Here is a 26852-nt window from a genome sequence, read left to right on the forward strand (position 1 = left end):
TGGTCGAGGGAATCAACAATAAACTTAAACTAATAAAACGGAGAGCCTATGGCTTTAGAAACTTTCGGAATTTTTGGGTTAGAAGTATGTTGTCTTGGCATCTTGTCTGTTGATTTAGCATAAAGGGTAACGAAGAGCCTGAAACGGAAAACTAAAGGCTCGAACAATTGGTTAAAACTTCAGGATAAGATAGCAATATTACACGAAAAAGTGTCTAATACCCGTAGAGATTGGCACTTTAAACTAGCTCATTATCTTTGCGATTTTGCTGATAATATCTTTGTTGAGGATATTAACTTCGTTTCCTAGTCTAGAGGGATCGTTAGAAAACAATCTCGGCTCTTCGGGCATCGGTAGTTTTATTAATGAGATATTACCGTTTGTTGTTTGGAAACGGGGGAAATATTATCTTAAGGTCGATAAAAACGGAACTTCACAGGACTGTCCGAATTGTGGCGCGATTACTGGCAAAAAAGCATTATCAGAAAGAGTTCACCGGTGTGATTCTTGCGGCCACATTGAACCGAGAGATACGGCATCAGCGAAGGTAATCGAGAACCGAGGAAAAAATGCGGTCGGACTGACCGTGTTAGAAAACGCTCGCGGAGGCGATTTGACGGGGATCGACCAGGTTAAACCAGGTCGATCTAGTTAAAAGCCTAAGAACCGAGAATCCCCCGCTACACCGCGCGAGCGGTTAGCGGGGGAGAGTCAATCTTCCTTTGGCATCAGTGTCTGTCCCGGGCTGCCCCTCACTTTTGCCAGCAAGCAGGGGCTAGAAGCCTATCCGACAGATAATAAGTTCGTCAGTGGTTAGGGAAATGTGTAATTAATTTAGAGAAAAAATACCAAATCCGTTTTAATCACGACGATAATAAAATCCCGAAAGATATACTGTGACTAGATTTATCAAAAATTTTGGTCGGCGGATTTGGTAAAATTATGTAATTAATCGAGTTCATCAAACAAAAGTTCCTCTAGAATTGGTCCCATACCGTCATCATCGGGGGAAACTAATTCAACTTTCCCTTCCGCATCACCGACGGCTAAGAATAACAAAGGAGCTAGGGGACTGTAAATCGAGTATTTTTGGTCTTCCGAAAAGAAACTGGCGAGAAATTGCAATTCTTCCGGCTCTGATGACGAGGAGGGTTCATCGCCATCAATTTCTAAACTGAGAACATTATCTTCTTCTAGGGGCGGTAATTCACCACTAACAGTCAAGGTGTGGGCAGTGGATTTGAGCAATAGGTCTAATTCTGCTAAAACTGCCTTAGCATCGGCGAAAATCCGCTCGATTTCCTCGCTATCTTCGATTAAGAAGGCATCAGATTCTTCTTCCTCCGATTCCTCATCCCAAGCTAGAATCATCACCGGGGTATCCACGGGGACAAGAAGCATATAGGTGAGATCATCGGTTTCATAGGCGTTCTCAATATAACAGTCCAGCGATCGACCTTGCTCATCCCAGAGGGTTATGATATCCGCTTCTTCGAGTTCGTTTTCTTGAAAATTAAATTGAGGGGACATAGGCTCTCAAACGCTAATGATTGAATCAGAATATCATGAGATGATCCTCAATCAAACCAAGAATTCCGGTGCAAATGTTGAAACCCCTGCACATCAGTTAAATTGTATTGTAGGGGCGTGATGGTGATAAAATTCTCGCCAATAGCGCGCACATCCGTAGGCACTTCCGGGGGTAAATGGGTATAGTCCGGTTGTTCGATATCTTCCACCACTTCCCCAATTAACCAGTAATAACTTTTACCCCTCGGATCCAGTCTTTTCTCGAAGGTTTCTTCGTAGCGTCGCAATCCTTGCCTAGTGATTTTCACCCCCTTGATTTCGCCACTACTAACTGGAGGGACGTTCACATTGAGTAAAGTGGGAAGAGGAAAAGGGTTAAGGGCAACTTTCCTGACTAAAGTGAGGGCAAAATCGGCGGCCGGTTGGAAATCACAGGCTTTAAAACCAGCCAGACTAAAAGCAATACTGGGAATACCCTCGATTAAGCCCTCTAGGGCTGCGGAAACCGTGCCAGAATAGAGGATATCGGTGCCGAGATTAGACCCGTGGTTAATGCCAGCTAAAACTAAATCGGGACGCTCTTTGAGGACGGCACTAAGGGCAAATTTCACCGAATCGGCGGGAGTTCCCGAGCAGGACCAAGCAATCACATCGGGATGAAAAATTCCTTCCACCTGTTCGGCCCGGATGGGATGGTGTAAGGTTAAGCCATGACCGGTAGCAGAGCGCTCGCCGTCGGGACAAACTACGGTGACTTGATGGCCCGCAGTAGCGAGGGTGTTAGCGAGGGTGCGGACTCCTAGGGCGGAAATGCCGTCATCGTTACTGATCAGTAGTTTTAAAGGGCGATCGCTAGTCATAGAAATTTCTGCTCTACTGCGTCGGCTAGTGGTATAATATAATAGTATTTTATTGTGGGTACGTAGCTCAGAGGATAGAGCACCAGGTTCCGGTCCTGGGTGTCGGGGGTTCGACTCCCTCCGTACTCGTTCAGAAATCAGGGGTCGGTATTCCCCCGGCTCTGCCGCTCCCCGCTCACCTATACCTTTTAACCGGATTTAGTATCATTGGAACTCCCCTGTGGTGGAAAACTGTCATTTGTTAAGCTAAAAGCTTAAATCTACTTAGTTTCTAACCTTCTTTTTGGGTAGGAGAATTGCCAGATTTTTTTTGCTGCCTCTTGCTTTCAGAAGCTAATAACTGATAGCTATATTAATCCACAGCGCGACGAATTTGAAGACAACACCATTCTTGACGTTTCCACAGGGCAGCCACTGTCCAGCCTTGGGGTTCTAAAATATCTGTAACTGCTTGTGCTTGGGTGACGAGGATGCCGCTTAAAATTCCCCAAGTGGTGGGTTTTGCCAGACGGGTGATTTCGGGCATTAAAGCGATAATTGTCTCGGCTAAAATATTACAAACGATGCCATCGACACCATCGGGAATTAATTCTAATAACTCCTCGACACTACCCTGATTAATAGCTAAATTTTCGGGGTTAATTCGGTTGAGATGGCGATTACTGCGCGTCGCATTCACCGCCAGCGGATCTGTATCGACAGCATAAACTTTTTTGGCCCCCAATAAAATCGCTCCGATCGCGAGTATGCCGGAACCACAACCGATATCGGCGATAATTTTAGGCTCTGGATGGCTACTTAAACGCATTTCTAGGGATTCTAGACATAATTGCGTGGTTGGATGCGTTCCCGTGCCAAAAGCGGAACCGGGGTCAATTTTAATCACCAATCTCTGGTTATTTTCGGGGGGATTTAACCAAGCAGGACAGATCAAAAAGCGATCGCCGATCTCGCTAATTTGCCAATGTTGTTTCCAACTGCTGGCCCAGTCTTCCTCGTCCATTAACTGCCAATGGCTGACAGGTTCGGGAAAACCTAAAATCAAAGCATCCTGCTTTAACCAGAGGCTTAGTGCCTCTAAATCGGGCAATTGCGCTTTAATTTCTGGTATATAGGCCTTAATCTCTAAAGAGGATTGTTTTTTAGCAGTGGCCGTTCCCGAACAGCCAAAATTTTCCAGTCTCCAGAAAACCGTTTCTTCGAGACTAGGTTCGCACAAAACCGTAATTTCCCACCAACTATTAGACATATATCAGTTATCAGTGATTAGGGATCAGTTATCAGATTTGAGTTTTCAGTCAACAGTATTAAGTGGCAAGTTCAGAGCTTTCTTTTCACTTATTACTGATTACTGTTTACTGTTTACTGATAACTGATTTAATCTAGAGTTTCACTGTATAAGCATCACGGATACCGGGGACTTTAGTAATTTCCGAGAGAAGACCTTCTGGTAAAGGATCATCGAGACTCAGGGCCATAACTGCGTCACCGCGAATAATTTTGCGTCCTACCTGCATACTGGCGATATTGACATTAAAACTGCCTAAAAGTGCGCCAATTTTGCCGATAATACCGGGCATATCCTGGTGAAGGGTGAATAGCATATGATTACTCGGTGGCACGTTAATTGGGAACTCATCGAGGTCAGTAATGCGGATTTCTCCGTTACTTAACAGCGCTCCGGTGACGGAATGGGTACCCATGGAACCATTGGCTTCCAAATGAATCGATCCCGAATAGTCGCGGGTGGAAGCATCCCGGGTTTCGATTACCCGGATACCGCGTTCCTTAGCTTCGATCGCCGCATTAACATAGTTTACCCGTTCCCGGAGGGCTTGGGAAAGTAAACCCTTAATTGCCGCCACCACCAGGGGTTGACTGTCTTTAGTGGCCAATTCTCCCTGTAAACGGACATTTAACGAGTCACAGCGACCTCCTGCTAACTGGCTGACGAGATTACCCATAGTTTCCGCTAATTGCAGGTAAGGGCGCAGTTTTTCCATAACATCGGGAGTTAGTCCGGGGATATTAACGGCCGAACGCGCTGGCAAACCGAGGAGGACATCGCGAATTTGTTCGGCCACATCAATAGCCACATTAACCTGTGCTTCCGTAGTCGATGCGCCTAGGTGGGGAGTGAGGATGACGTTAGATAATTCTCTTAATCTAGATTCGCCTAAAGGTTCCTGTTCAAATACATCCAAGGCTGCCCCGGCGATTCTACCGGATTCGAGGGCTTCAATTAAAGCCAACTCGTCGATAATGCCGCCTCTGGAACAGTTAATGATGCGGACCGTGGGTTTCATCTTAGGGAGGGTTTCCCGACCGATGAGATGCTGGGTTTCGGGAGTTTTCGGGACGTGGAGGGTGATAAAATCGGACTCAGCAAAGAGTAATTCCAGATCTACCAAGGTGCAACCGAGTTGATCGGCGCGTTCTTTGGAAATAAAGGGATCGTAGGCGAGAATTTTCATGCCTAGGGATCTAGCAACGGCGGCGACGTGGGAACCAATTTTCCCTAAACCGACGACTCCTAGGTTCTTTTTATAAACTTCTGTGCCGATAAAGCGATTTCTTTCCCATTTATTCGCTTTTACCGACTGATTGGCATCGGGAATATGACGGGAGAGGGATAACATCATGGCCAAGGCGTGTTCGGCAGCGGCGATCGTGTTACCTTCGGGAGAGTTAACGACAATAATACCCTGACGAGTAGCGGCGGGAACATCGATATTATCGACTCCTACCCCTGCGCGGCCGATAATTTGCAGTTTGCTGCCCGCTTCGACGATTTCTTTGGTGACGCGGGTACTGGAACGGAGCATCAGTGCGTCGTATTCGGGGATAATTTGAATGATTTCCTCGGCGGATAGTCCTGTTTTCACGTCCACTTGGGCAACCTGTGACAGAATTTCTACTCCTACCGGATCGATCGAATCGGATACCAGAACTTTGGCCATAATCTTTATAACGTGCTTTTTTCAGTCTACGGGCAAATGCTAGACCAATATTGGTATCTAGCCGCAATAGCCCATTTTAGAAGCAAAGGGTGCAGTCTATGGCAAAATTAGCGAAAAGATTTTAGGTTGTCATTCTCATTGTCGTCCATGGTGTTGATGTCAGTCTCTTGCCGTTGTCACTGAGATATGGCTAATTTAATCACGGTGGCGATCGAGTTTTCCGTTTCTTTTTCTAGGGCCTTTTCTAGGGCTGCCATTGCTTCTGTTTGAAAATTTCTAAGTAGCTGGTTATAATTAAATTAAAAATGGATTTTAGGTTCGATCCCCCCTGCCCCCCTTGATAAGGGGGGTGCCGATAGGCGGGGGTATCCCCCTTAATAACCTATCCATTAGTCGGATCTTTCTTAACAAAAAGAGAAGAAACTTAAAAAAAGGGGAAACGATTGATAGGTATAGTTTTGAAAGAAGGAATTAAGGTGGAGGTAAGCAAAAAAATGGAGAAATGGGCAGCCCAAGAATTACAGTATGCAGACCTAGGGGACACCAGAAGAAAGAAAAGGTTAATCAGTATCGTAGAAAACTTGGCCAGCCAACCTAGTACAAGTGTGCCACAAGCTTCGGGAAATCTAGCCGCCGCCAGTGCCACCTACGACTTTTGGAATTCCCCCTATTTTCACCCCTCAGATATAATTGCCGCCCAAGCTAAAAGTACAGTAGAAAGAATCAAAGAACATCCAATAGTTTTGGCAGTGCAAGACACAACAAGTTTAGACTTTACGACCCAAAAAGCCAAAAAAGGAATGGGTTATCTAGATTGTAAAACATCCTTTGGTCTCAAAGTTCATACCACATTAGGAGTGTCAGCGCAAGGAATACCTTTGGGACTAATTAATCAATATGTCTGGGCAAGAGAAGAAAAGAATTTAGGGATTGCCAAGCAACGCAAAAAAAGAGAAACCCAAGAAAAAGAAAGTCAAAGATGGTTAGATTCTTTGTCAGAAACACAACAACAAATACCCGAAGAAATTCAAGTAGTAACAATCGGAGATTGTGAGGCAGACATATTTGATTTATTTGCCCAATCAAGAAGTCCTAACTCTCATTTATTAATCCGAGGAACTCATAACCGAAAAGTTAACTATCTCGAAGACAAGCAAAAGTCAGGGCATCCAGAGCCTAAATATTTACATCAATCCATCAGAGAAATAAAAGCCTGTGGTAGCCTAGATGTGCAAGTAAAACGCAATCCTAATCACGAGGCTAGACTAGCTAAACTAACAGTTAGATTTGCCAGTTTTGAAATACAAGTACCTAGCCATCACTCCAAGGCGACCCCTCGTCAACCGGTCAAATTACAGGTAATTTTAGCTGAAGAAGAAAATCCGCATACCGGAGTTAATCCTATCAGTTGGCTCCTCTTAACTAGCCTAGACATTAGTAGCTTTGAATCAGCGATAACCTGTGTGCGCTGGTATAGTTATCGCTGGTTAATAGAACGCTATCATTTTGTTTTAAAAAGTGGTTGTGGATTAGAAAAACTGCAATTAGAAACGGGTCGGAGAATTGAGATGGCTTTAGCTACCTATTCAATTGTAGCTTGGAGATTACTCTGGTTAACCTATCAAGCACGCTTACACGGAGAGGAGAGTTGTGAAAGTTTTTTGGAAGAACATGAATGGCAATCTTTGTGTGCCACTATTCATAAAAAGAGTCCGCCACCTGAAAAGCCACCCTCCTTGGCCAGAAGCGGTCAGAATGATTGCTTCTCTTGGGGGTTTTTTAGGTAGAAAAGGCGACGGTGAACCAGGTGTTAAAACTATTTGGTTGGGACTGCGAAGGTTACATGATATCAGCCAGACTTGGAAACTATCTCATCAAATTAGTCCCCCCATAGAACCCCCTTGAGCCATCTGGCACACTTTTCTCTTTTTGTCAAATTTTATGTTAAGAAAGATGTGACTAATGGATAGCTTTTTAAGGGGGGATTAAGGGGGGATCCCAGTCAAAATCCATAAAATTTAAGAACATTGCCAGGATGATTACTCCAAGGTAACTATCTGACTTTTAAGTGCCTACTTATCATTTGTGGCAATAATTTTATAGACTAGGAATATAGAGATAAAAAAGAGGAAACCCGATGATTACTATACGCAAAGCTGAGGAAAGAGGCCACGCTAACTATGGTTGGTTGGATACCTATCATACTTTTTCTTTTGCCCAATATTATGATCCCCAACAGATTAGTTTTAGGAGTCTGAGAGTTATTAACGAGGATAAAGTCATTGGGGGAAAAGGATTTCACACCCACGGACACCACGATATGGAGATTTTAACCTATGTTTTGGAGGGAGAACTAGAACACCAAGACAGTCTCGGTACAGGTTCCGTGATTCGACACGGTGAAATTCAACGGATGAGCGCAGGAACAGGGATAAAACACAGTGAATTTAATCATTCTGCCACTAATCCCCTCCATCTTCTGCAAATTTGGATTATTCCCGACCAAAAAAATCTAGAACCCAGTTATGAACAAAAAGCGATCGAATTTTCTCCCCATACCCTACAATTAATCGCCTCTCCCACCGGCGCAGGTAATGCGGTTAAAGTCCATCAAGACGTTAATCTCTACGCAGGAATTTTGCCCCTAGGCCAGTCCCTCACCCATCCCTTAGCCCCCGGTCGTTATAGCTGGTTACAAGTGGCTAGAGGGCAAATAACCGTGAATGGCGTGCATTTACGAGCGGGGGATGGAGCGGCAATTAGCGAGGAAACTTCTTTGGCTATTCAATCTCTAGAAGACTCGGAAATTTTGCTTTTTGATCTAGGGTAGTGGGGTTGAGTGTTAGGGTTACTAGGGGCTAAGTTTTCCTGCCAATTCCCCGGCCGACTTTCAGCCATCAATACTGTCCACCACGCTCAGAAAATCGTTGTGGATTAGCTCGGCGATAAAATTCTCCGGATCGGTGATAGGAACGGTAACGCCTTGGCTGGCTACCATCTGTGCGGCCATCCGAGTCATGAAGTCCTGTCTTGTTTCCGCCATTCTGCCCTGACATTGTTGTAATTTTTCCACCAATTCCAGTGGGGAATCGGCCACCAGTTTATCCCCCTTGCGGGTGACATAAATTGTCATCTTTCCTACCTCCTAAATGATCGGGAACGAGAATTCGGCACTACTAAACCACTTCTTTTCTCGCTATCATTATTGCTAGTTAGTTAGTCCCATCCTCGTTCGTCTTTACCTATTTCCACTATTTGTTCTGGCTTGTCGCCTGGTAATTATTATTATCGCCAAAATAAAGGGATAAATTTGTCAATCTTTGTAACGAAAAATCAAGAGAACCTGTTCTCACGGTATCGCCCCGAACCCTTCCGGAGAAATTTGTTACAATGAATACAAGGGAACTCCCCGCGCCAGCTCCCATCCCTAGTAAAAAATTGGTGGGGTAGGGAGCGCAAGCGAATAGTCCCGATCGGGACGGCATTTGTCAGAGTTCCCCGCTTCCTTTGGTTTTAGGGGGAAAAGCCATGAAATCTGCAGCATTATTATCGCCCGATCGACCGCTGCCAGAATTTCTCCGGTCAGCTATCCAAGAACGTTTTCCGGGGAAAGCGATCGATGATCTCAGCATCCGCTACTATGAAAGCGTCGAGGATGTGGGATACGAGTATTTTAACGATAGGGTGTTGCCGTCCTGTAGCGATGAGCCTGTCGTCCGCTATCTTGTCCCGTTTATATCCTACGTCCGTCTAGGAGAAGCGTTAGTTTTGGATCGGCAAGACGGTCTTGTGGTTTACGAAACCGATCGAGATCTTCCCTGCACGGAAACTGGACCTTTCTGGTTGGTGACTCCTAAATCACGCTGAAAAACCAAACCCAAGTTGAGCAACTGAATTGGGAACAGTTAATAGTTAGGGTTGGCTGAATAAATCTAAAAACCTTGTTGGGTAAGACTTTTAGACTTTGGGGAGGTCAAAAAGTACCAGATATGGTCGTGATCAGGGGGAGAATTCAGGGACTTTTTCCCTGAAAATTAGGTAGTTTACCAGATGAAAATGGGTAAAACCCTACACCCCATCTGCCCCCCCGATGTCGGGGGGGTTGGGGGGGCCACAGCCTGCCCCCAGGAAAGACTTTTTCAGCCAACCCTAGGTAAGACTCGACGGGTGGAGTCGGCAAGCAGCAAAACCCGTCGAATTTTTATAACGCTTGCGATCGCAACCAAGCCACGGGTAAATAGAGCATTTTCTTGGGTAAAGGCACGAAGGCACGACGGGCGAAGACATCGTAGTTATTTGCTTCAATTACGTCTAAAATGCCTTGATAAAGCAGTAAAGCCGCCCAAACCGGCCAACGGGAATCGGGATTAAGGGCGCGAATCCCCCTTTCGGCGGAATCGTAGTAATAACGAGCGCGCTCAATTTGGAAGCGCATTAACGCCTGCCAACGGTGATCATTAACCCCTTTGAGTAAATCGTCTTCGCTGTAGTTAAAAAGCTCTAAATCCTCTAAAGGTAGATAAATCCGGCCACGATGGACATCTTCCCCCACATCCCGCAAAATATTGGTTAATTGATTGGCAATACCGAGATCGATCGCTTCTTCTTGCGGAATATAGACGCTTTGATTGCGCCGCCAAGGGGCCGAGCGATCATCATCTTCCAATCCTAACACCGCGCTGGACATTAACCCCACCGTCCCCGCCACCCGATAGCAGTACAGTTTTAGTTCATCAAAGGTTTGATAACGACTGCGATAGAGATCCATCTGTTGCCCGGCGATCATATCCCGAAAGGGTTGGATATCCATGGGGAACTTTTCTAGAGTATCCACGAGAGCGACGTCGGCATCCTCGATGGCAACCCCAGAAAAGACGGTTTCTAGCTGTTTTTCCCATAAATCAAGGGTTTCAGGTGTAGTTAACCGGGCTTGGGGTCCATCGACCAGTTCATCGGTACGACGACACCAGACATAAATTGCCCAGATCGCTTGACGTTTTGCTTTCGGCATCAGGAGAGTACCGAGATAAAACGTTTTGGAATACTTCTCTGTAATCCGGCGACAGAGTTCGTAGGACTCCGCAAGGGAGACGAGGGGTTTGGTGGGGTGGGTCGGTTTTGGCAATTGGAGCATTCTGCTGGGGCGGAATGATTGACTTAGATTAACGGCGAACTGTGGCTAATGATATAGCATTGTCTCACTCAAGGCCATTTTCGTCATTAGTCCCTAGCCAGAGAATTAACGAGCGCTGGACACTGGTGTAGATTGGGTTTTATTCGGGTTTAGCGGTGCTGCGGGGTGATCTTTGCTGATCACTGCTGCCGCTAATTTCCCTGATAAAACGGCTCCTTCCATGCTTCCTAAATATTTTTGCATGGTATAGTCACCGGCGAGATAAAAATTCTCGATCGGAGTTTTTTGAGAAGGTCGATAAGCTTGTCGGCCAGGGGTGGCTTTATAAACCGATCGGGGAGTTTTCACCAGATGATATTTTAACAATTGACTGGGATTATCGCCAGTAAAATGTTGGGGAAAGAGTTTTTCTAGTTCTTTCATCGTGGCGGCGATAATTTCTTCATCGGATTTGCTAATCCAATCCTGAGCGGGAGCGAGAACTAATTCTAACATCGAGCGATCGGGGTTAGCGTATTCTTTACAGGTGTTGCTCATGTCAGCATAAACACTGAGTAAGGGCGAACGGGAGAATAATAAATGATCGATGTCGGTTAGTTTGCGATCAAACCAGAGGTGTAAATTAATGACGGGAACCCCTTCTAATCCTTCTAATTTTTGAAAGAATTTATCTTCTTGCCAAGGTTTAGGTAGTAAAACTTTTAAAGGATCTACAGGCATCGCAGACACATAAAGATCGGCTTCAAAAAGATAATCTTCCCCACCTTCTAAACCGCGCATTAAGAAGGCTTTAACTGTGCCATCTTCATTTAAGATAATCTCTTTTAAAGGGGCAGTTAAGCGCACTTCGCCACCTCTAGCGGTGATGTAATCGACTAAAGGTTGGCAGAGTCTTTCCGGAGGTGAACCGTCGAGAAAAGCCATTTTTGAGCCGTTTTTCTCCTGTAAAAAGCGGTTGAGGGCTGTTAGTAGAATCGTGGCGGAAATCTCGTTAGGATCGATAAAGTTTAGGGCTTTCGACATAGCGATAAACACTTCTTTTTCTACCCTAGGGGGGATGTTTTGTTTCTCTAACCATTCCGACCAAGAATATTTATCCATCTCCTCGACGTAACTTTGACCTTTAACAATGGCAGGAATTAAACCGAGTCCAAATTTAATTTTTTCCTCCCAAGTTAACATATCATTATTGCGAAGAATGGCAACAATACCGTTAATTGGGGCGGGAATATCTGGGAAGTCAAACCGCGAATAGGTTCCCGGTTTTTCCGGCTGATTGAAGATCATCGAGTGTTCTTTCCACTGTAAACGATCTTCTATGCCTAATTCTTGGAATAATTGCAGCATATTGGGATAAGCGCCAAAGAAGATATGTAAACCGGTTTCGTACCAGTCCCCATCGGCATCTTTCCAAGCGGCAATTTTTCCCCCTAATACATCGCGACGTTCCAGTACGATGGGCGTATGTCCCGCATCGACAAGGTATTTCGCACAAGATAATCCGGCTAGTCCCGCACCAGCGATCGCAACTCGCATCGTTTCCTATCTACTCTCTAATGTCTTGTCTTTATCACATTCGCTATTATACTTCACATTTCGTTACATTTTTTTCAGCTTATCGAGAAGTCAGGAGACTCCGAGACAGGAGACAGGTGATAGGGTTATGGGGTTATAGGGTTATAGGGTTTTGGGGTGATAGGGTGATGAGATAGCTTCCCCATCTCCCCACTCCCCCCCCGCAACGCGCACGAAGTGGTCTCCCCATTTCCCTACACCCCACTACCCCACTACCCCACTACCCCACTTCCCTCTCCCCAATGCTCCCTGATAACTGATATTGTGATATGTAATTAGCTTAATTCGCTTACCTTTTTAGTTCACGCGTACACCCTCTTCAATCGATCGCTATGACTTTTCCCACTACGTCACCTCAAGTCTCGGAAATAGAGAATAATCGTGCTTGGCATAATTTAACTGGGGAACAAACCCTAGAAATACTGAGAACCAATGGGGAAACCGGCTTAATAGAGGCGGAAATTGTTAAAAGAAAAGATATTTACGGGTTAAATGAACTAAAAGAAACGGGGGGACGTAGCCCGTTAATGATTTTATGGGAACAGTTTACTAACATTATGTTAGTGATGCTGATCGCCGTGGCGGTGGTTTCGGCAGTTTTGGACCTGAAAAAAGGGGAATTTCCCAAAGACGCAATCGCTATTTTTACAATTGTTATTTTAAACGGTATTTTAGGATATTTACAGGAAAGTCGGGCAGAAAAGGCATTAGCGGCCCTTAAGCAGTTATCCTCGCCGAAAGTCCGGGTTATTCGTAATGGTAGCACCTTTGAAGTGGCGGCCAAGGAACTTGTCCCCGGGGATATCATGTTACTGGAAGCGGGGGTACAAATTGCCGCCGATGGCAGATTATTAGAAGCACAAAACCTGCAAATCCGCGAAGCTGCCCTCACGGGGGAAGCGGAATCGGTGAATAAACAAGCACAGAAGGTTTTACCAGAAGATGCCTCTTTAGGCGATCGCATTAACCTCGTCTATCAGGGTACAGAAGTAGTACAGGGGCGCGGGAAAGTGGCGATTACCAAGACGGGAATGGATACGGAAATCGGTAAAATCGCCGCCATGTTGCAAGGAGTAGAAAGTGAACCAACTCCCCTACAGCAGCGAATGTCGCAGTTAGGTAACGTTTTAGTGAGTAGTTCCCTAGCTTTAGTGGCTGTAGTCGTGCTTGGGGGTGTAATTCGCTTTGGTTGGCGGTTTTTTGAATCATTCCTCGAAACTTCCCTCAGTATGGCTGTGGCCGTTGTTCCCGAAGGTTTACCGGCAGTGGTAACGGTGACATTGGCAATTGGAACCCAAAGAATGGTGAGAAGACAAGCTTTAATTCGTAAATTGCCGGCAGTGGAAACTTTAGGCTCGGTAACGACGATTTGCTCCGATAAAACCGGAACTTTAACTCAAAATAAAATGGTGGTGCAGAAAGTTAATACTTCCGGGCAGACAATTACTGTCACGGGGGAAGGTTACGCGCCTATCGGTGAGTTTAGTGGTGCTAGTGAAAGTGATTCCGAACTACAGGCAATTTTAACGGCTTGTGTGCTGTGTAATGATGCACTTTTGCAAAATAAAGAGCAAGAATGGCTAATTTTAGGCGATCCCACCGAAGGAGCTTTACTGACGTTAGCGGGTAAAGGAGGACTATATCGGGAAGCATTAGCACCCAAAAGCCCTCGTTTAGGCGAATTTCCCTTTTCTTCCGAAAGAAAGAGAATGTCAGTAATCTGTGAGAATGCCCAGTTAGGTTTGGGGGATTCTGCCTATTTAATGTTTACCAAAGGATCACCGGAATTAATTCTCGAACGTTGTTCTCAGATCCAAGTTGGGGCGGAAAGTCAACCCTTAACACCAGAACAAAGAAGCCGTATTTTGGCACAAAATGACGAAATGGCGGGTAATGGCCTACGAGTTTTAGGTTTTTCCTATAAACCGATGACAGAAGTGCCGGAAGCGGAAAGAGAAGATAGTGAGGAACAATCCCTGGTTTGGTTGGGATTGGTGGGAATGCTCGATGCACCCCGCAAAGAAGTTAAAGAAGCGGTTGCTCTCTGTCGTCAAGCGGGAATTCGTCCGATTATGATTACCGGAGATCACCAATTAACGGCCAAGGCGATCGCCATTGAATTGGGCATTGCTGCCCCCGGGGAGCGAGTAATCACGGGGAAAGAATTAGAAAAAATGTCTCAGAATGACCTAGAGGGAGAGGTAGATGGTGTTAGCGTCTATGCTCGTGTTTCTCCCGAACATAAGCTGAGAATCGTCCAAGCTTTGCAAAAACGGGGCAAATTCGTCGCCATGACGGGGGACGGGGTGAACGATGCTCCGGCACTAAAACAAGCGGATATCGGTATCGCCATGGGGATTACCGGAACCGATGTCAGCAAAGAAGCCAGTGATATGATTTTGCTAGATGATAATTTTGCCACCATCGTCGCCGCCACCGAAGAAGGGCGCGTGGTTTACAGTAACATTCGGCGCTTTATTAAATACATTCTCGGCAGTAATATTGGCGAGGTTTTAACGATTGCAGCGGCTCCTCTGCTCGGTTTAGGCGGTGTACCCCTTTCTCCCTTGCAAATCCTCTGGATGAACCTTGTCACCGACGGTTTACCGGCTCTTGCTCTGGCAATGGAACCCGCCGAACCTAATGTGATGAAACGTCCACCTTTTAGCCCCCGGGAAAGCATTTTCGCCCGCGGTTTGGGTTGGTATATGATTCGCATCGGCATCGTCTTTGCCATTCTCACCATTATTATGATGTACTGGGCTTACCGATATACTCAAGCAACTCCCGAAATCGGAGATCCCGGACGTTGGAAAACCATGGTATTTACTACCCTCTGTTTAGCACAAATGGGTCATGCTTTAGCGGTGCGTTCCCATACCCAGTTAGCTGTGCAAATGAATCCCTTCTCTAATCCTTACATTATCGCCGCCGTGGGCTTGACAACGATCCTACAATTGTTGTTAATTTATGCTCCTCCTCTACAAAGCTTCTTCGGTACTCAATGGATTAGTGGCACAGAATTATTAATCTGTTTTGGATTTAGTGCCTTAATGTTTGTTTGGATCGAGTTGGAGAAGTTATTTATTCGCTGGTTCATGACGAAAAAATAAATCAATGCCAACACCAATTATTCTGACTTTAACGGTTTTAGTCGTTGCTTTAGTCGCTTTCGTGGCAGAATGGCTACCAGTAGATTTAACCGCTTTATGCGTGGCTATTGTCCTGATTCTTTTGGGTTTAGTTACTCCCGAAGAAGGTATCGCCGGATTTAGTAATTCTGCCACGGTGACGGTGATGGCGATGTTTGTACTTAGTGCTGGAATTACCCGCACGGGAGTGATTCAAGTAATTCGCGATCGCTTGCTGGTTTGGGGGGGCAAAAATCCCCACCAACAGGTATTTGTCTTAGGGGCATTGGTGGGGCCGATTAGTGCTTTTATTAATAACACGGCAGTGGTGGCGATCTTTTTACCCATCGTCGAAGATTGGTGTAAAAAACAAAAAATTTCTCCTTCTAAGTTATTAATTCCCCTTTCCTACGCGACGGTTTTAGCGGGGATGATTACCGTGGTGGGGACTTCTACTAACATTCTCGCTAGTGGTATTTCTGCCAAGCTGGGTTATGGGGAATTTAGCTTATTTCAATTCACTGCTTTAGGATTAGTCACTTTTTTGGCAGGTTTGCTTTATTTAACAATTTTTGCCCCGAAATTACTACCCGATCGCAAATCTTCCACCGGGGAATTTTTAGAGGATGATTATGGTTCTAAAGTATATCTGAGTGAGGTAATTATTACCCCTCGTTCTAATCTTATCGGTCAAACTTTATCCCAAAGTGGACTACAAAGAAAGTTTAATTTTGATGTGTTGGAATTAATCAGAAATAAGGTACATTTATCCCAACCTTTAGCCGATAAAGTTCTCAATGCTGGCGATATTTTAATCGTTCACAGTAGTCGGGAAGAACTATTAAAAATTAAAGATGAACGAGGCTTAGAAATCTTTGCCGATGTCAAATTTCAGAAAGGAGATATTGAATCGACAATTACTACAGGTGAGGAAAAATTAGCCGAGGTTTTGATTCTCTCTAATTCCCGTTTAATTGGGACAACTTTAAAAGATTTGAAATTCCGTCAGCGTTATAACGCAACGGTTTTAGCGATTCGGCGTGGTTCAGAATTACTGCAAGGAAGATTAGGGAAAATTCCTTTAAAGTTTGGCGATTTGCTCTTGGTTCAAGGACCAAAACAGAGTTTTATTGGTTTACAAACCACGCGAGAATTATTAGTCTTAGAAGAGAAAGAAATTGAATCATTGCGACAGGATAAGGGCATTATTGCTTTAATGATTACTTTGTTGGTGATTATTATTGCTGCTTTTGATATTCAACCGATTCTCGTCACCAGTTTAGTTGGGGTGGTTTTAATGGTAATTACTGGCTGTCTAAAACCGGGGGAAGTCTATGGTTCCATTCGTTGGGATATTATCTTTTTATTAGCGGGTTTAATTCCCCTGGGTACTGCCATGGATAACTCGGGAACGACTAAATGGTTGGCAGATAATTTAGTGGCTATCGGCGGCCATCTTTCGGGGTTTTGGATCTTAGTTTTCTTCTATCTAATTACCTCATTTTTAACTGAAATCCTCTCTAATAACGCCGCCGTGGTTTTAATGATTCCCGTCGCCGTGGAAGTGGCGAAAACTTTGGGTTTAAATCCTTTGGCTTTTATGTATGCTGTCACCTTTGCTGCTTCTAATAGTTATCTCACACCAATTGGCTATCAAACTAACACCATGGTTTATGCACCAGGCGGCTATAAATTCCTCGATTTTACCCGTTTGGGTGCGCCCCTAAATTTAATTTTGACGATTTTAACCCCTAGTTTAATTGTCTTGTTTTATGGCTTGAAATAAAGAAAGAGATCGAAGATTCTTCGATCTCTAAAAAGAATTTGATAGTAGTCAAAACTATTTCGATTCAGCGAAGCGTTTACGCAGGGATTCGGCTCGCTTTTTCGCTACGGTATTATTAGGATCAAATTTGAGAGTTTCTTCGTAGGTTTCGAGAGCTTTTTTCGCCATTTGTTTCTTTTCGTAAACATTGCCAAGATTATTGAGAGCGATCGAGTATTCGGGATAAAGTTTAATTGCTTCTTTGTAGTTACGAATCGCTAATTCTAATTGTTCTTGGGCAAAATAGGAAAAACCGAGCGCATTGTAGATTAGAGCTTGATTTTCTGGTTCGATGCTTTCTTCCTCAGAGATTTTTAAAGCCTTTTGTAGTAAACTCAATGCTTGAACATAGAGTTTTTTATCGAGATAAAGACTCCCTAATTCATAGTAATCTTTAGCTGTACCTTTTTCTTTTTGCAATTTCTTTTGTAGCTTGTTAAAGGTTCCTTCCACTCGACGGGTTTTAAAGATTTGCACGATGACAAAAATTCCTAAACCAATCACGAAAATTAGCAATCCAGAAACGTAAATAAGCGGCAGGGTATCTTCCATAATTAGCGATCGAGCAATTAATATTTTTATACTTATTCACTCAGATTATAGCAGGATTTAGTCAGTTATCAGTGATCAGTTATCAGTTATCAGTGATCAGTTATCAGTGATCACTGATCAGATTTGAGTTTTCAGTTCACTGTTCACTGTTCACAGCAAAAAACTCCCCACTCCCCACTTCATAATTCATAATTCTCACACCCCACACCCCACACCCCACACCCCACACCCCACACCCCACACCCCACACCCCACTCCCCACACCCCACTCCCCACACCCCACACCCCACTCCCCACACCCCATCACCCTATCTCCCCATTTCCCGAATTCTCAGGGGTAAGCCCCAATAGTTCACCCGTTCTACTAACCAGCCAGTGGATTCTAGCCGCTCGATCGCTTGATTGACGCGTTCTCGGAGACTTTGGTACTGTAAACCTTTAGGGAGAACGACTCCTAGAGCGATCGCCCCCAACTGGATCGGTAATTGACGATAATTGGGGAATTGCTGCACCCAACCGGTTAAAAGGCTATTATCAGCCGCAAAAGCGTCTATTTCCCCCGTTTCCAGTAAATTTAAAGCTTCTTGATAGGAAGCAACCCCGCGCAGGGTAGCGTTAGGTAAATGGGAACGCACAAGGGCGATTGTCGTCGAGCCGTTGAGTACGGCGATTCTAGAGTTAGCTAGGTCTTCTAAACGCTGAAATAGCAGGTTTTTCGTCACAAAACCGCTGCTATCGAGGTAATAAAAGGGGCTAAAATCCACTAAGCGCTGACGTGCGGGAGTAATCGCCACACGAGCGATCGCCAAATCCACCCGATCATCAATAACCACCTGTAAACGCTCTTGATTACTAACGGGTTTGAGAATAATAGCACTGTCAGAACCGAGAATTTCTTCAGCTAGACGTTTAGCGATGTCGATTTCCAATCCTTGCAGATTGCCCTGAGAATCAAGGAAAGCGAGGGGAGGGAGATTATTTTTGACAGCGACAATTAATTTTCCCCGGCGTATAATCCTATCGAGATCGGCGCTAAAACTTGGGGCTACACCTAAGAGCAAAAAACCAAGAATCAATAACAAATTTTTCATACTGTTTTACCTAAACTAACTCGATTCCTACCCTGATTTTTAGCGGCAAACATGGCATGATCAGCCCGCTCGATCACCTCTTCTAGATTATTATCTTGAGGGCTAAATGTTGCCACACCGATACTAGCAGTAACTGGCACTTTTTGTTGAGCAAGTTCAATATTTAACTTGTTAATTACTTGACAAATGCGCTGGGCTGTGGTAGCAGCATCTTCAAGATTAGTTTCTGGGAGAATAGCGACAAATTCCTCGCCCCCAAAGCGCCCAAAACTATCCACTTGACGCAGACAGGTTTTAATTGCCCCAGCGACAGTAATTAAAGTTTTGTTTCCTAGGATATGACCAAAGGTATCGTTAATATGTTTAAAATGGTCGATATCGATGAATAGAACCGAAAAATAACGATGATAACGACGACATCGTTGAAATTCTTTCTCACCTAAGTAGAGAATCTCTCGACGATTATTTACCCCAGTTAGGCTATCAGTTCTGACTAGCTTTTCTAGTTGAGAATTGATATTTTTAAGTTCTTCTTGAGTCTTTTTTAGTTCTAGATGAATTTTAACTCTGGCTAACAGTTCCCAACTATGAAATGGTTTATTTACATAGTCCACAGCCCCAGAATTAAAAGCATTAATAATATCTTCTTTTTCCTTACTATCTGTCACAAAGATAATTGGTATATGAGCGTATAAATTGTCAGTTTTTAGTCTTCGACAAAGTTCTATTCCCCCCATATCTGGCATCATTAAGTCAAGAAGAATTAGGTCAGGATTAGCAGTTTTTACTCGTTCTATTGCCTGTTTAACACTACTAGCAAAACGGGTGGCATAACCAGCAGAATCAAGAATCTCCACAGCTAATTGGAGATTTTTGCCCACATCATCAACAACTAAAACTAGACAGTCTTCAGCAGAAAATTTAATCATCATCAGTCAGTATAAGTAATCAAGTCAAGGAGAAAATAGAGATACAATTATTAGTGATAAGCTGTTCGTAATTTAAATTGCTTGTTGAGACGAGGCAAGAGGCAAGAGTCAACAGTAAAGGGATTGGGAGAGATTCGGCTAATCTAAGAATAAGCGGTTTAAATACCTCTTAGCTTACAGCATTTCTGATAAAAATGAAGTATGATGGGATTGGGCATCACCCCCAAAGGTTAAGCTTGTCCCTAGTTTCTAGAAGTACGCTTTTTTCGACTAGAATCAAAAAAGCCAGCCAGAATAGCCACAATTAAAAAAATTTCTCCTCTTAGACTTGACGTGAAAGAGTCCCTTAACCCTACTTCTTTGGATCTCAAAACCATTTTTCCCTTTAAACTCGACGACTTCCAGCACTCGGCGATCGCCGCTCTCGCTGCCGGTAAATCAGTGGTTGTCTGCGCTCCCACGGGTTCCGGCAAAACTTTAATCGGAGAATACGCTATCTATCGCGCCCTAGAAAGGGGCAAACGGGTTTTCTACACCACTCCCCTGAAAGCTCTTTCTAACCAAAAATTCCGGGATTTTCAAGAAAAATTCGGTCGCACCCCCACCGATGGCGATGAGGATTCCCCGCTGCTCTTTGCCGAAGTGGGATTGATTACCGGCGATGTGGTGATCAATCCTTCAGCATTAATTGTAGTCATGACTACAGAAATTTTTCGCAATATGCTGTATAAAACCCCGATCGGTCAGGTAGGCACTTCCCTAGAAAACGTGGAAACCCTGGTTCTCGATGAATGTCACTATATCAGCGATCGAGGTCGCGGCACCGTTTGGGAAGAATCAATTATCTACTGTCCCCCTAGTATCCAATTAGTCGCCCTCTCCGCCACCATTGGCAACCCGGGGGAACTCACCGACTGGATTAACTGGGTGCGGCAACTGCCCCAACCCGGCGACAATCAGCAGACCTCCAGCTGCGAGCTAATTAACTCCGATTTTCGCCCCGTCCCCCTGCGCTTTTATTTCGCCAATAAAGAGGGATTATTCCCGCTGCTCGACCCAAAACAGAGCAAAGTTAACCCGAAACTACGCTCAAAAGTCGGCCACGGCAAACCCCGACGCTTAAAACGAGAAGATTGTCCCACCATCGCCTCCATTGTCACCACTCTGCGGGACAAGGATATGCTCCCAGCCATTTACGTCATTTTCAGCCGTAAAGGTTGCGATCAGGCGATTAGAGAGCTAAAAAACCTCAATCTCGTTAATCCAGAAGAAGCTAGAGCCATTTACTACCGTTTACTCATTTTCTTCCTGGAAGATAATCCCAATCTGCAAGAACTGACCCTTTCCTTCTTTGCCGTCGAAAATCCGCCCCTACACCAGAAATTACTGGCTTTTTTCGCTAATAACCCCCAGTCTGACGAGCAACTCCTCAGCCTCTTAACCGCCGACCCCGAGACGAAAAATCAACTATTTGAATTCCTGGCCAGTGCTTCCCAATTGGTGCGCGCCGACCAAGTGGAACCCCTCACCCGGGGCTGTGGTGTTCACCATGCCGGGATTTTACCCCTCTGGAAAGAATTAGTCGAACAACTCTTTGAAGCCGGTTTAATTAAGGTGGTTTTTGCCACCGCTACCCTCTCGGCCGGGATTAATATGCCCGCCCGCACCACCGTTATCTCAGCCCTCTCCAAACGCACCGATGATGGCCATAGTATGCTGACTCCCTCGGAATTTGTCCAGATTGCCGGCCGGGCGGGTCGCCGGGGAATGGACGCGGTGGGCCATGTGGTGACAGTACAAACGCCCTTTGAAGGGGCAAAAGAAGCGGCTTTTCTGGCCACCGCCCAACCGGAACCCCTGCAAAGCTGTTTTGCGCCCAGTTACGGCATGGTCTTAAATCTCCTGCAAAAACACAGTCTAGAGGAGGCCAAAGACCTCTTAGAGCGCAGTTTCGCCGAATATCTCGCTCGTTTGAAGTTAAGCCCCGAACGACAACAGATTACCGCCTTAACCACCGAATTAGCTAAGTTGGATATGGAGTTAGCCGGTATCGAGCGGGAGCAGGTCTTCAGTTACGAAAAGCTACGGGAAAGACTGCGGGAAGAAGAAAGACTGTATAAAATCATCGCTAGTCAGTCAGAGGCACAGAAAAGACAGGAAATACATCTAAAATTGCCGAATATTCCCGTCGGAACCATCCTCCATCTCAAGGGCAAACATATTAAGGTCCCCGTCCCCGTCCCCGCTATCTTTGTCAATACCCTGCACGGCGCTGGTCAAGTGCGAACTCTTGTTTGTTTAGGCAGTGATAATCGCTGGTATTTAGCCGCCTATGCCGATATTAGCGAGATCGATCGAGGTTTTCTCACTCCCGCGGCATTAGGCGAACTGATCCCCCCTTCCCTAGCAGCTGTTTCCCTAGGGGGGTGGCGCAAGGGGGAGGAAAATACTCAGGCGATCGCCGATTTCATCCCCCAACAAGTGCAGGGCATCCCACCGGTGGTGGAACTGGAAACACAGGCACAAAAAATTGAAATTGTCAATAGTCAAATTGCCGCTCATCCCCTGCAAAAACGCAAAAATCCGGGGCGATTGATGAAATTATACTACGATCGAGAGATTGCTCGCGATAAGTTACACAAGACCCAGATTAAATACCAAAAACAACAATCCCGTAAATCCTACTACTGGGAAGAATTTCTGAATCTAATCGAGATTTTGCGAGAATTCCAAGCATTAGAGGGTTATTTGCCCACTCCCCTCGGAGAAGCGGCGGCCACTATTCGCGGGGAAAATGAACTCTGGTTAGGATTAGCGATGATGTCCGGAGATTTGGACAGATTGACTCCTAGCCAACTAGCCGCCGCCATCAGCGCTATGATTACGGAACCCCCTCGCCCCGATACTTGGTGCAATTACCCGCCTGTGCCAGAAGTTATCGATATTTTGCGGCAAGGAGAGGGAAATTCCCCCGGTCTGCGAGAAGTTCGCCGTTTACTCTATCAAGCTCAATCTCGCTACGATATCACTATTCCCGTCTGGTTAGAAACCCAACTGATGGGGATTGCCTCCCGTTGGGCCCAAGGGACATCCTGGCCGGAATTGTGCGAAAATACTAGCCTCGATGAGGGAGATCTAGTGCGATTATTACGGCGCACCGTCGATGTTCTCTGGCAAATTCCCCAAATTCCCCGAGTTTCCCAAGTCCTTAAAGATAATGCCCGTCTCGCCGTCACAGCCATGAAGCGCTTTCCTTTATAATAGACCTCTTGTAGAAATCAAAAATCGTTGTTAGGATTAGGAGTCAGTAGCCAGTAGTCAGTAGTCAGGAGAATTAAAAATAAGCATTAATCAATTAAATGGTCTATTTACAGATTTTATGCCATTTAATCCTTATTTTTGCCGTTTTTGAACCCTGAAAAATTAATTATGCAAGAGGTCTAATATTGACCGCTCTTTTAAACAATGGGAGATGGTAAGGAAAGTAACTGTTGGTGAATCTGCTCGATGAGGGCGAGGATTTGCTGATAATTGTGGTGCAATCCCTGTTGATAGAGGTGATTGGCTCCTTGATTTAAATCCGCTAAAGCTGATTGATAATAACCCAATTGATGCCGCAGTAATCCCCTTCTAATATAAGCATCGGCATAAAAAGGATCGATGGCAATCGCCTGATTTAAATGAGCGATCGAGCGGTCGTATTCACCTAATTGGTGAGCGGTACAAGCTAGATTATAGTAGGCTGAAGCGTTATTTTTATTTAACCGGAGAGCTTGATTAAAATCCGCCTTAGCTGAGGTAAAATTGTGGAGGGCTAAATGAGATAAACCTCGATCATTATAAATAGTGGCTAAAGTGTCGGGTTGCCAGTTAGTAATTTGACGCAAGGATTGATTAAAATCAGCTAGGGCAAGGGGATAATTTTTCATGGCTGCCTGAACTAACCCCCGATTATAGTAGGCTTGATAATAGGTGGGTTTTAACCGGATAGTCTGGTTATAATCGGTCAGCGCCTGTGGATAATCTCCCAAACGATAAAAAGCTAAACCCCGATGGAAATAGGCTAGATAATTATCGGATTGCTGTTGTAAAGAGCGGGTGCAGTCCTGCCAAGCGTGGAGATAATCCTGCAAATAAATCTCAGTTAAACAGCGATTACTGTAGGCTAGGGCCAAGTTATTTTCCCGTTCGATCGACTGATTGAAATCCTGCAAAGCTTGCTGATAATTACCTGCCTCTAGTTGTTCAATTCCCGATCGCAACCAGTAGGATAAATGTACTGATTGAGCCGCTTTTCCCTGCCGAGGCCATCCCCCCAGCACAAGCGAACAGAGCAGTGCAACAATAACCAATCGACCGAGGTGAGGCAGAAAATTTTTCAAAACCGTTGACATAGGAGTATCTTTGTGCATATACTCCCAATTCTGAGGAAACTTTCTCGATCGATCAACAGACAGCCTGTCAAATACAGGAGTCAGGAGTCAGGAGTCAGGAGACAGGAGATTATTTTTATTTATTTTTCCCACACCCCACACCCCACACCCTACACCCCACACCCTACACCCCACACCCCACACCCCACACCCTACACCCCACACCCCACACCCCACACCCCACACCCTACACCCTACACCCCACACCCTACACCCCAAAGTCTAGGACTGGTCTATGTCTCTAGAGGTCAGTCTGCGATAAGCTGATAAAGGAAAGATTGTCACCGAGCAATTATGATGGCGTTACTCGCTAACGCAGTTGACACCCGATAACCGATAAATGATACAGGAGTTATCTATGGAAACTATTTTTATCCCCCACCTCCTCAAATCTCCTGATCGACAAAGAGTGATCATCATCGATAATTTTATCCCCGGTCTAGAAACCTTGACACCAGTGCGGGGGACCTTGCTGGTTAGACATGGGGGCAATTTTTTGGAAGTATCGGTGAAAGCAGAAACCATCGTCACCTTAACCTGCGATCGCTGTTTACAACAATATAATCATCGTCTGCAATTAAACACTTCCGAATTAATCTGGCTAGACAAAAATAAAGACTACGATAACTCCTATCCTCTAGAGCGAGAAATAGCCTACGAAGACCTCTCGGAAACTCTCGATCCTAACGGGGATTTTGACCCGCAAATGTGGTTATACGAGCAGTTGTGTCTAACTTTGCCCCCCCGTCAACTCTGCGGAGCCAATTGTCAACCACCGGATTTTTTTCTTCCGGAAAATACTGCCATCGATGGTCGTTGGGCCTCCCTAGAATCGTTGAAAAGTCAGTTATCTCAATCGCAAAATTGAGCCTTGATGCTGATTTTTTTCGGGTTTCGAGCCAAGAGAAAAGCGATCGAAACCCGATTCTTTACCTGCCCCAAATCTTTTTCAGGACAGTTTCGGGGGTAATATCGGCGACTTTTCCCGTATTAGCCTCAATATATCGATGCAGCTCTCCCCCACTCGGTAAAACTCTCTTAGACAACGAAGGAACCAGCAGAGAGAGGGTATAGGTTCCCACGGCCACGGCTAACTGTAAAGGGACACTTTCGGTAGCTAATAATAAATTAGCACCCGCGATCATAGCCGCCATTTTACCGATATCGGCCGTTCTGGACACTTTTAAGTTATTATCCATGGCTTTGAGCGCTAAAACCCAAGCTTCATCCAATTCTCCCTGGATCGCGACAATTGGCAAATCCGGTTGTTGATGGCGAATGCCTTGGATAATTTCTAGCCAACTCTCTAGGGGATAAACCGTTTCTAGTCCTTGGCTGCTGCTGAGATCGCTGCCGCCAGCGTAGAGGAGAATATAGCCGCTATCCTTGATATTGAGGCGTTGCTGCTCCATTTCGGCCCAATCGATATCATCCCGATTCAAGGTTACTTTTAAAGGTGGACAGGGTGGAGCAATCTTTAACCCTTTGACCAGTGCGTGATAATTATCCGCTAGATAGCCTTCCGTTGGCCGGGGTACTTGTTGCGATAAGAACCAGCTGCCATTATTTTCATAGCCTATACGGTTAGGAACACCATTTAACCAGAGTAAAAGGTTGATAGCAGGACGATTGGTGAGACTAATGGCGATTTCGTACTCCCGGTCTCGAATTACTCCCAAAATATTTAAATAATCCGCTAATCCGTACTGATCTCGATAGTCAAATAAAAGCACTTCCCTAACCTGGGGACAGAGACGATAGGCAGCCTTTGCCCTAGGTTCGACTAAAACATCAATGCTGCTTTGGGGGTAAGTTTGCTGGAGGGTTTCTAGAGTGGGAAAAAACAGCAGTTGATTGCTAATTCCTCCCGGTACAAGGGTTAATATTCGCATTTTATCTGGATATACCTGAATCGATCAGCTTAATTTTAGCAGTGTCCCTCGTTATTCACTAAATCTGGGCAGCTATGTTTTTTCTGAACAGAATGCGATCGCAGATTCTCTTAACTATTACCCGAAGGATTAGAACCGTACATAGCATTTAAAACCAAAGCGGGGTCAACGTATTGATTGCCGTACATCAGTCCCCAGTGCAGGTGTGGTCCGGTGGTGCGTCCGCTCATTCCCACTCTAGCCATGCGCGCCCCTGCCGGTATATCCTGACCGAGAGTAAGGACGATTCCTCCTGACCTGTCAATCAAAAAAGTACCGCGGCTGTCGGATTGAACCGAACCCATGAGATGACAATAAATATGTGTCCATTGACCGGATTGCATCTTAATCATGGTGCCACAGCCTGTATGATCGGATAATTCGACGATTCTGCCGGTCCACCAATTGCGAATATAACTGCCCAAGGGTGCGGCCAGATCTAACCCGGCATGAAATTGTTGACTGCCATCCATGGGAGAGGAACGATAACCGAAACCAGAGGTATAGGTTTGAAAGTTTTCCACGGGGAAGGAGGCCCCGGCCCAAGCATTTTGAGCTATGAGGGTGGGATTAGCTTTAACGGGGTGTAAACGGTCAAATCCTAGAGAAATTAACGTGACAAGACAGCTAATCGCTAAAAAACGCAGGAATTTAACAGGCAGATATTTGAGCATGAGACTTAACTCCAGACACCACAATTAAATATACCGCTAATTTTACCGGCGGCTTTTAACCGATATTTTAGTTAAGTTTTGAGTTATTATTGACCATTGGTTAGGGGCTGAGAACATTTCCCCTCAGGCTGCCAATTCCCCGACTCTCCCACTTACTTTTTACTTTTTACTGACTCGTAAGTAGGGAGGCACAATTATTTGTAGGATGGGTTAGCGGTAGCGTACCA

At 45.1% G+C, this 26852-nt stretch carries 22 protein-coding genes, 1 tRNA gene and 2 pseudogenes; 11 read left to right on the top strand and 14 right to left on the bottom strand.

Annotated features, from left to right (window positions below; all coding sequences use genetic code 11):
- Nucleotides 1-113, top strand: a 113-nt coding sequence (locus tag O9300_RS09425) for a transposase (RefSeq protein ID WP_185237766.1), incomplete at its 5' end; no start/stop codon positions are given.
- Between the two features lie 25 nt (nt 114-138).
- Nucleotides 139-655: pseudogene (locus tag O9300_RS09435) on the top strand (RNA-guided endonuclease InsQ/TnpB family protein); the annotation flags it as partial.
- A gap of 293 nt (nt 656-948) precedes the next feature.
- Here the strand turns inward: O9300_RS09435 and O9300_RS09440 are convergent.
- Nucleotides 949-1530 (bottom strand): DUF3727 domain-containing protein, encoded by a 582-nt coding sequence (locus O9300_RS09440; protein ID WP_012267496.1) that lies wholly within the window; start codon nt 1528-1530, stop codon nt 949-951.
- 47 nt (nt 1531-1577) lie between these two features.
- Nucleotides 1578-2390: a 5'/3'-nucleotidase SurE gene (gene surE, locus O9300_RS09445; protein WP_190722957.1), complete on the bottom strand. Its 813-nt coding sequence runs from the start codon at nt 2388-2390 to the stop codon at nt 1578-1580.
- A gap of 56 nt (nt 2391-2446) precedes the next feature.
- On the opposite strand from surE, the gene O9300_RS09450 reads away from it, so the two are divergent.
- Nucleotides 2447-2519 (top strand) — tRNA-Arg (locus O9300_RS09450).
- A gap of 223 nt (nt 2520-2742) precedes the next feature.
- Here O9300_RS09450 and prmA read toward each other — a convergent pair.
- The gene (gene prmA / locus O9300_RS09455; RefSeq protein ID WP_287732413.1) at nt 2743-3639 is read right to left on the bottom strand and encodes a 50S ribosomal protein L11 methyltransferase; all 897 of its coding nucleotides are present in this window, start codon (nt 3637-3639) and stop codon (nt 2743-2745) included.
- Between the two features lie 133 nt (nt 3640-3772).
- A complete protein-coding gene (gene serA, locus O9300_RS09460; protein ID WP_287971404.1) occupies nt 3773-5350 on the bottom strand; it encodes a phosphoglycerate dehydrogenase in 1578 nt (525 codons plus the stop codon).
- A 494-nt stretch (nt 5351-5844) separates the two neighbouring features.
- Here serA and O9300_RS09465 point away from each other — a divergent pair.
- Both O9300_RS09465 and O9300_RS09470 read left to right on the top strand, forming a co-directional pair.
- Nucleotides 5845-7255, top strand: a pseudogene (locus O9300_RS09465) (IS4 family transposase).
- Between the two features lie 232 nt (nt 7256-7487).
- Complete coding sequence (locus O9300_RS09470) at nt 7488-8180, top strand: pirin family protein (protein WP_287971405.1); 693 nt, start codon at nt 7488-7490, stop codon at nt 8178-8180.
- Nucleotides 8181-8240: 60 nt separating this feature from the next.
- Here the strand turns inward: O9300_RS09470 and O9300_RS09475 are convergent, their stop codons facing one another.
- Entirely contained in the window at nt 8241-8483 is a 243-nt protein-coding gene (locus tag O9300_RS09475) for a hypothetical protein (protein ID WP_287971406.1), read from the bottom strand.
- Between the two features lie 350 nt (nt 8484-8833).
- Here O9300_RS09475 and O9300_RS09480 point away from each other — a divergent pair, with 350 nt between their 5' ends.
- Complete coding sequence (locus tag O9300_RS09480) at nt 8834-9217, top strand: hypothetical protein (protein ID WP_353851552.1); 384 nt, start codon at nt 8834-8836, stop codon at nt 9215-9217.
- A 334-nt stretch (nt 9218-9551) separates the two neighbouring features.
- Here O9300_RS09480 and crtB read toward each other — a convergent pair whose 3' ends face one another.
- Together crtB and pds are read right to left on the bottom strand one after the other, a co-directional pair.
- Nucleotides 9552-10484, bottom strand: coding sequence for a 15-cis-phytoene synthase CrtB (crtB, locus tag O9300_RS09485; protein ID WP_287971408.1), 933 nt, complete (start codon nt 10482-10484; stop codon nt 9552-9554).
- 105 nt (nt 10485-10589) lie between these two features.
- Complete coding sequence (gene pds / locus O9300_RS09490) at nt 10590-12020, bottom strand: 15-cis-phytoene desaturase (protein WP_287971409.1); 1431 nt, start codon at nt 12018-12020, stop codon at nt 10590-10592.
- A 371-nt stretch (nt 12021-12391) separates the two neighbouring features.
- Here pds and O9300_RS09495 point away from each other — a divergent pair, with 371 nt between their 5' ends.
- Both O9300_RS09495 and O9300_RS09500 read left to right on the top strand, forming a co-directional pair.
- Nucleotides 12392-15172, top strand: coding sequence for a cation-translocating P-type ATPase (locus O9300_RS09495; RefSeq protein ID WP_287971410.1), 2781 nt, complete (start codon nt 12392-12394; stop codon nt 15170-15172).
- Nucleotides 15173-15176: 4 nt separating this feature from the next.
- The gene (locus tag O9300_RS09500) at nt 15177-16976 is read left to right on the top strand and encodes an SLC13 family permease (protein WP_287971411.1); all 1800 of its coding nucleotides are present in this window, start codon (nt 15177-15179) and stop codon (nt 16974-16976) included.
- Between the two features lie 54 nt (nt 16977-17030).
- Here the strand turns inward: O9300_RS09500 and O9300_RS09505 are convergent, their stop codons facing one another.
- The 4 genes from O9300_RS09505 to O9300_RS09520 all read right to left on the bottom strand — a co-directional run bounded on the left by O9300_RS09505 (nt 17031) and on the right by O9300_RS09520 (nt 19587).
- Nucleotides 17031-17567 (bottom strand): tetratricopeptide repeat protein, encoded by a 537-nt coding sequence (locus tag O9300_RS09505; protein WP_147071449.1) that lies wholly within the window; start codon nt 17565-17567, stop codon nt 17031-17033.
- 136 nt (nt 17568-17703) lie between these two features.
- The gene (locus tag O9300_RS09510; protein WP_287971412.1) at nt 17704-17871 is read right to left on the bottom strand and encodes a hypothetical protein; all 168 of its coding nucleotides are present in this window, start codon (nt 17869-17871) and stop codon (nt 17704-17706) included.
- A 4-nt stretch (nt 17872-17875) separates the two neighbouring features.
- A complete protein-coding gene (locus O9300_RS09515; protein WP_287971413.1) occupies nt 17876-18658 on the bottom strand; it encodes a transporter substrate-binding domain-containing protein in 783 nt (260 codons plus the stop codon).
- The gene (locus O9300_RS09520) at nt 18655-19587 is read right to left on the bottom strand and encodes a GGDEF domain-containing response regulator (RefSeq protein ID WP_287971414.1); all 933 of its coding nucleotides are present in this window, start codon (nt 19585-19587) and stop codon (nt 18655-18657) included. Before O9300_RS09520 ends, O9300_RS09515 begins: the two co-directional genes overlap by 4 nt.
- Before the next feature lie 333 nt (nt 19588-19920).
- Between O9300_RS09520 and O9300_RS09525 the strand changes: the two genes are divergently transcribed.
- A complete protein-coding gene (locus O9300_RS09525; protein ID WP_287971415.1) occupies nt 19921-22848 on the top strand; it encodes a DEAD/DEAH box helicase in 2928 nt (975 codons plus the stop codon).
- 197 nt (nt 22849-23045) lie between these two features.
- Here O9300_RS09525 and O9300_RS09530 read toward each other — a convergent pair whose 3' ends face one another.
- A complete protein-coding gene (locus tag O9300_RS09530; RefSeq protein WP_287971416.1) occupies nt 23046-23999 on the bottom strand; it encodes a tetratricopeptide repeat protein in 954 nt (317 codons plus the stop codon).
- Here O9300_RS09530 and O9300_RS09535 point away from each other — a divergent pair.
- Nucleotides 23994-24287: a hypothetical protein gene (locus O9300_RS09535; protein WP_287971417.1), complete on the top strand. Its 294-nt coding sequence runs from the start codon at nt 23994-23996 to the stop codon at nt 24285-24287. The two genes, O9300_RS09530 and O9300_RS09535, sit on opposite strands and share 6 nt — an antisense overlap.
- A gap of 91 nt (nt 24288-24378) precedes the next feature.
- Nucleotides 24379-24888, top strand: coding sequence for a YceD family protein (locus O9300_RS09540; protein ID WP_286827155.1), 510 nt, complete (start codon nt 24379-24381; stop codon nt 24886-24888).
- 61 nt (nt 24889-24949) lie between these two features.
- Here O9300_RS09540 and O9300_RS09545 read toward each other — a convergent pair whose 3' ends face one another.
- Together O9300_RS09545 and O9300_RS09550 are read right to left on the bottom strand one after the other, a co-directional pair.
- The gene (locus O9300_RS09545; protein ID WP_287971419.1) at nt 24950-25912 is read right to left on the bottom strand and encodes a glycosyltransferase family 9 protein; all 963 of its coding nucleotides are present in this window, start codon (nt 25910-25912) and stop codon (nt 24950-24952) included.
- Between the two features lie 110 nt (nt 25913-26022).
- Nucleotides 26023-26625, bottom strand: coding sequence for a M23 family metallopeptidase (locus O9300_RS09550; RefSeq protein WP_002762554.1), 603 nt, complete (start codon nt 26623-26625; stop codon nt 26023-26025).
- Between the last annotated feature and the right edge of the window lie 227 nt (nt 26626-26852).

The organism is Microcystis sp. LE19-195.1E, from assembly GCF_027532095.1.
GTDB lineage: Bacteria > Cyanobacteriota > Cyanobacteriia > Cyanobacteriales > Microcystaceae > Microcystis > Microcystis aeruginosa.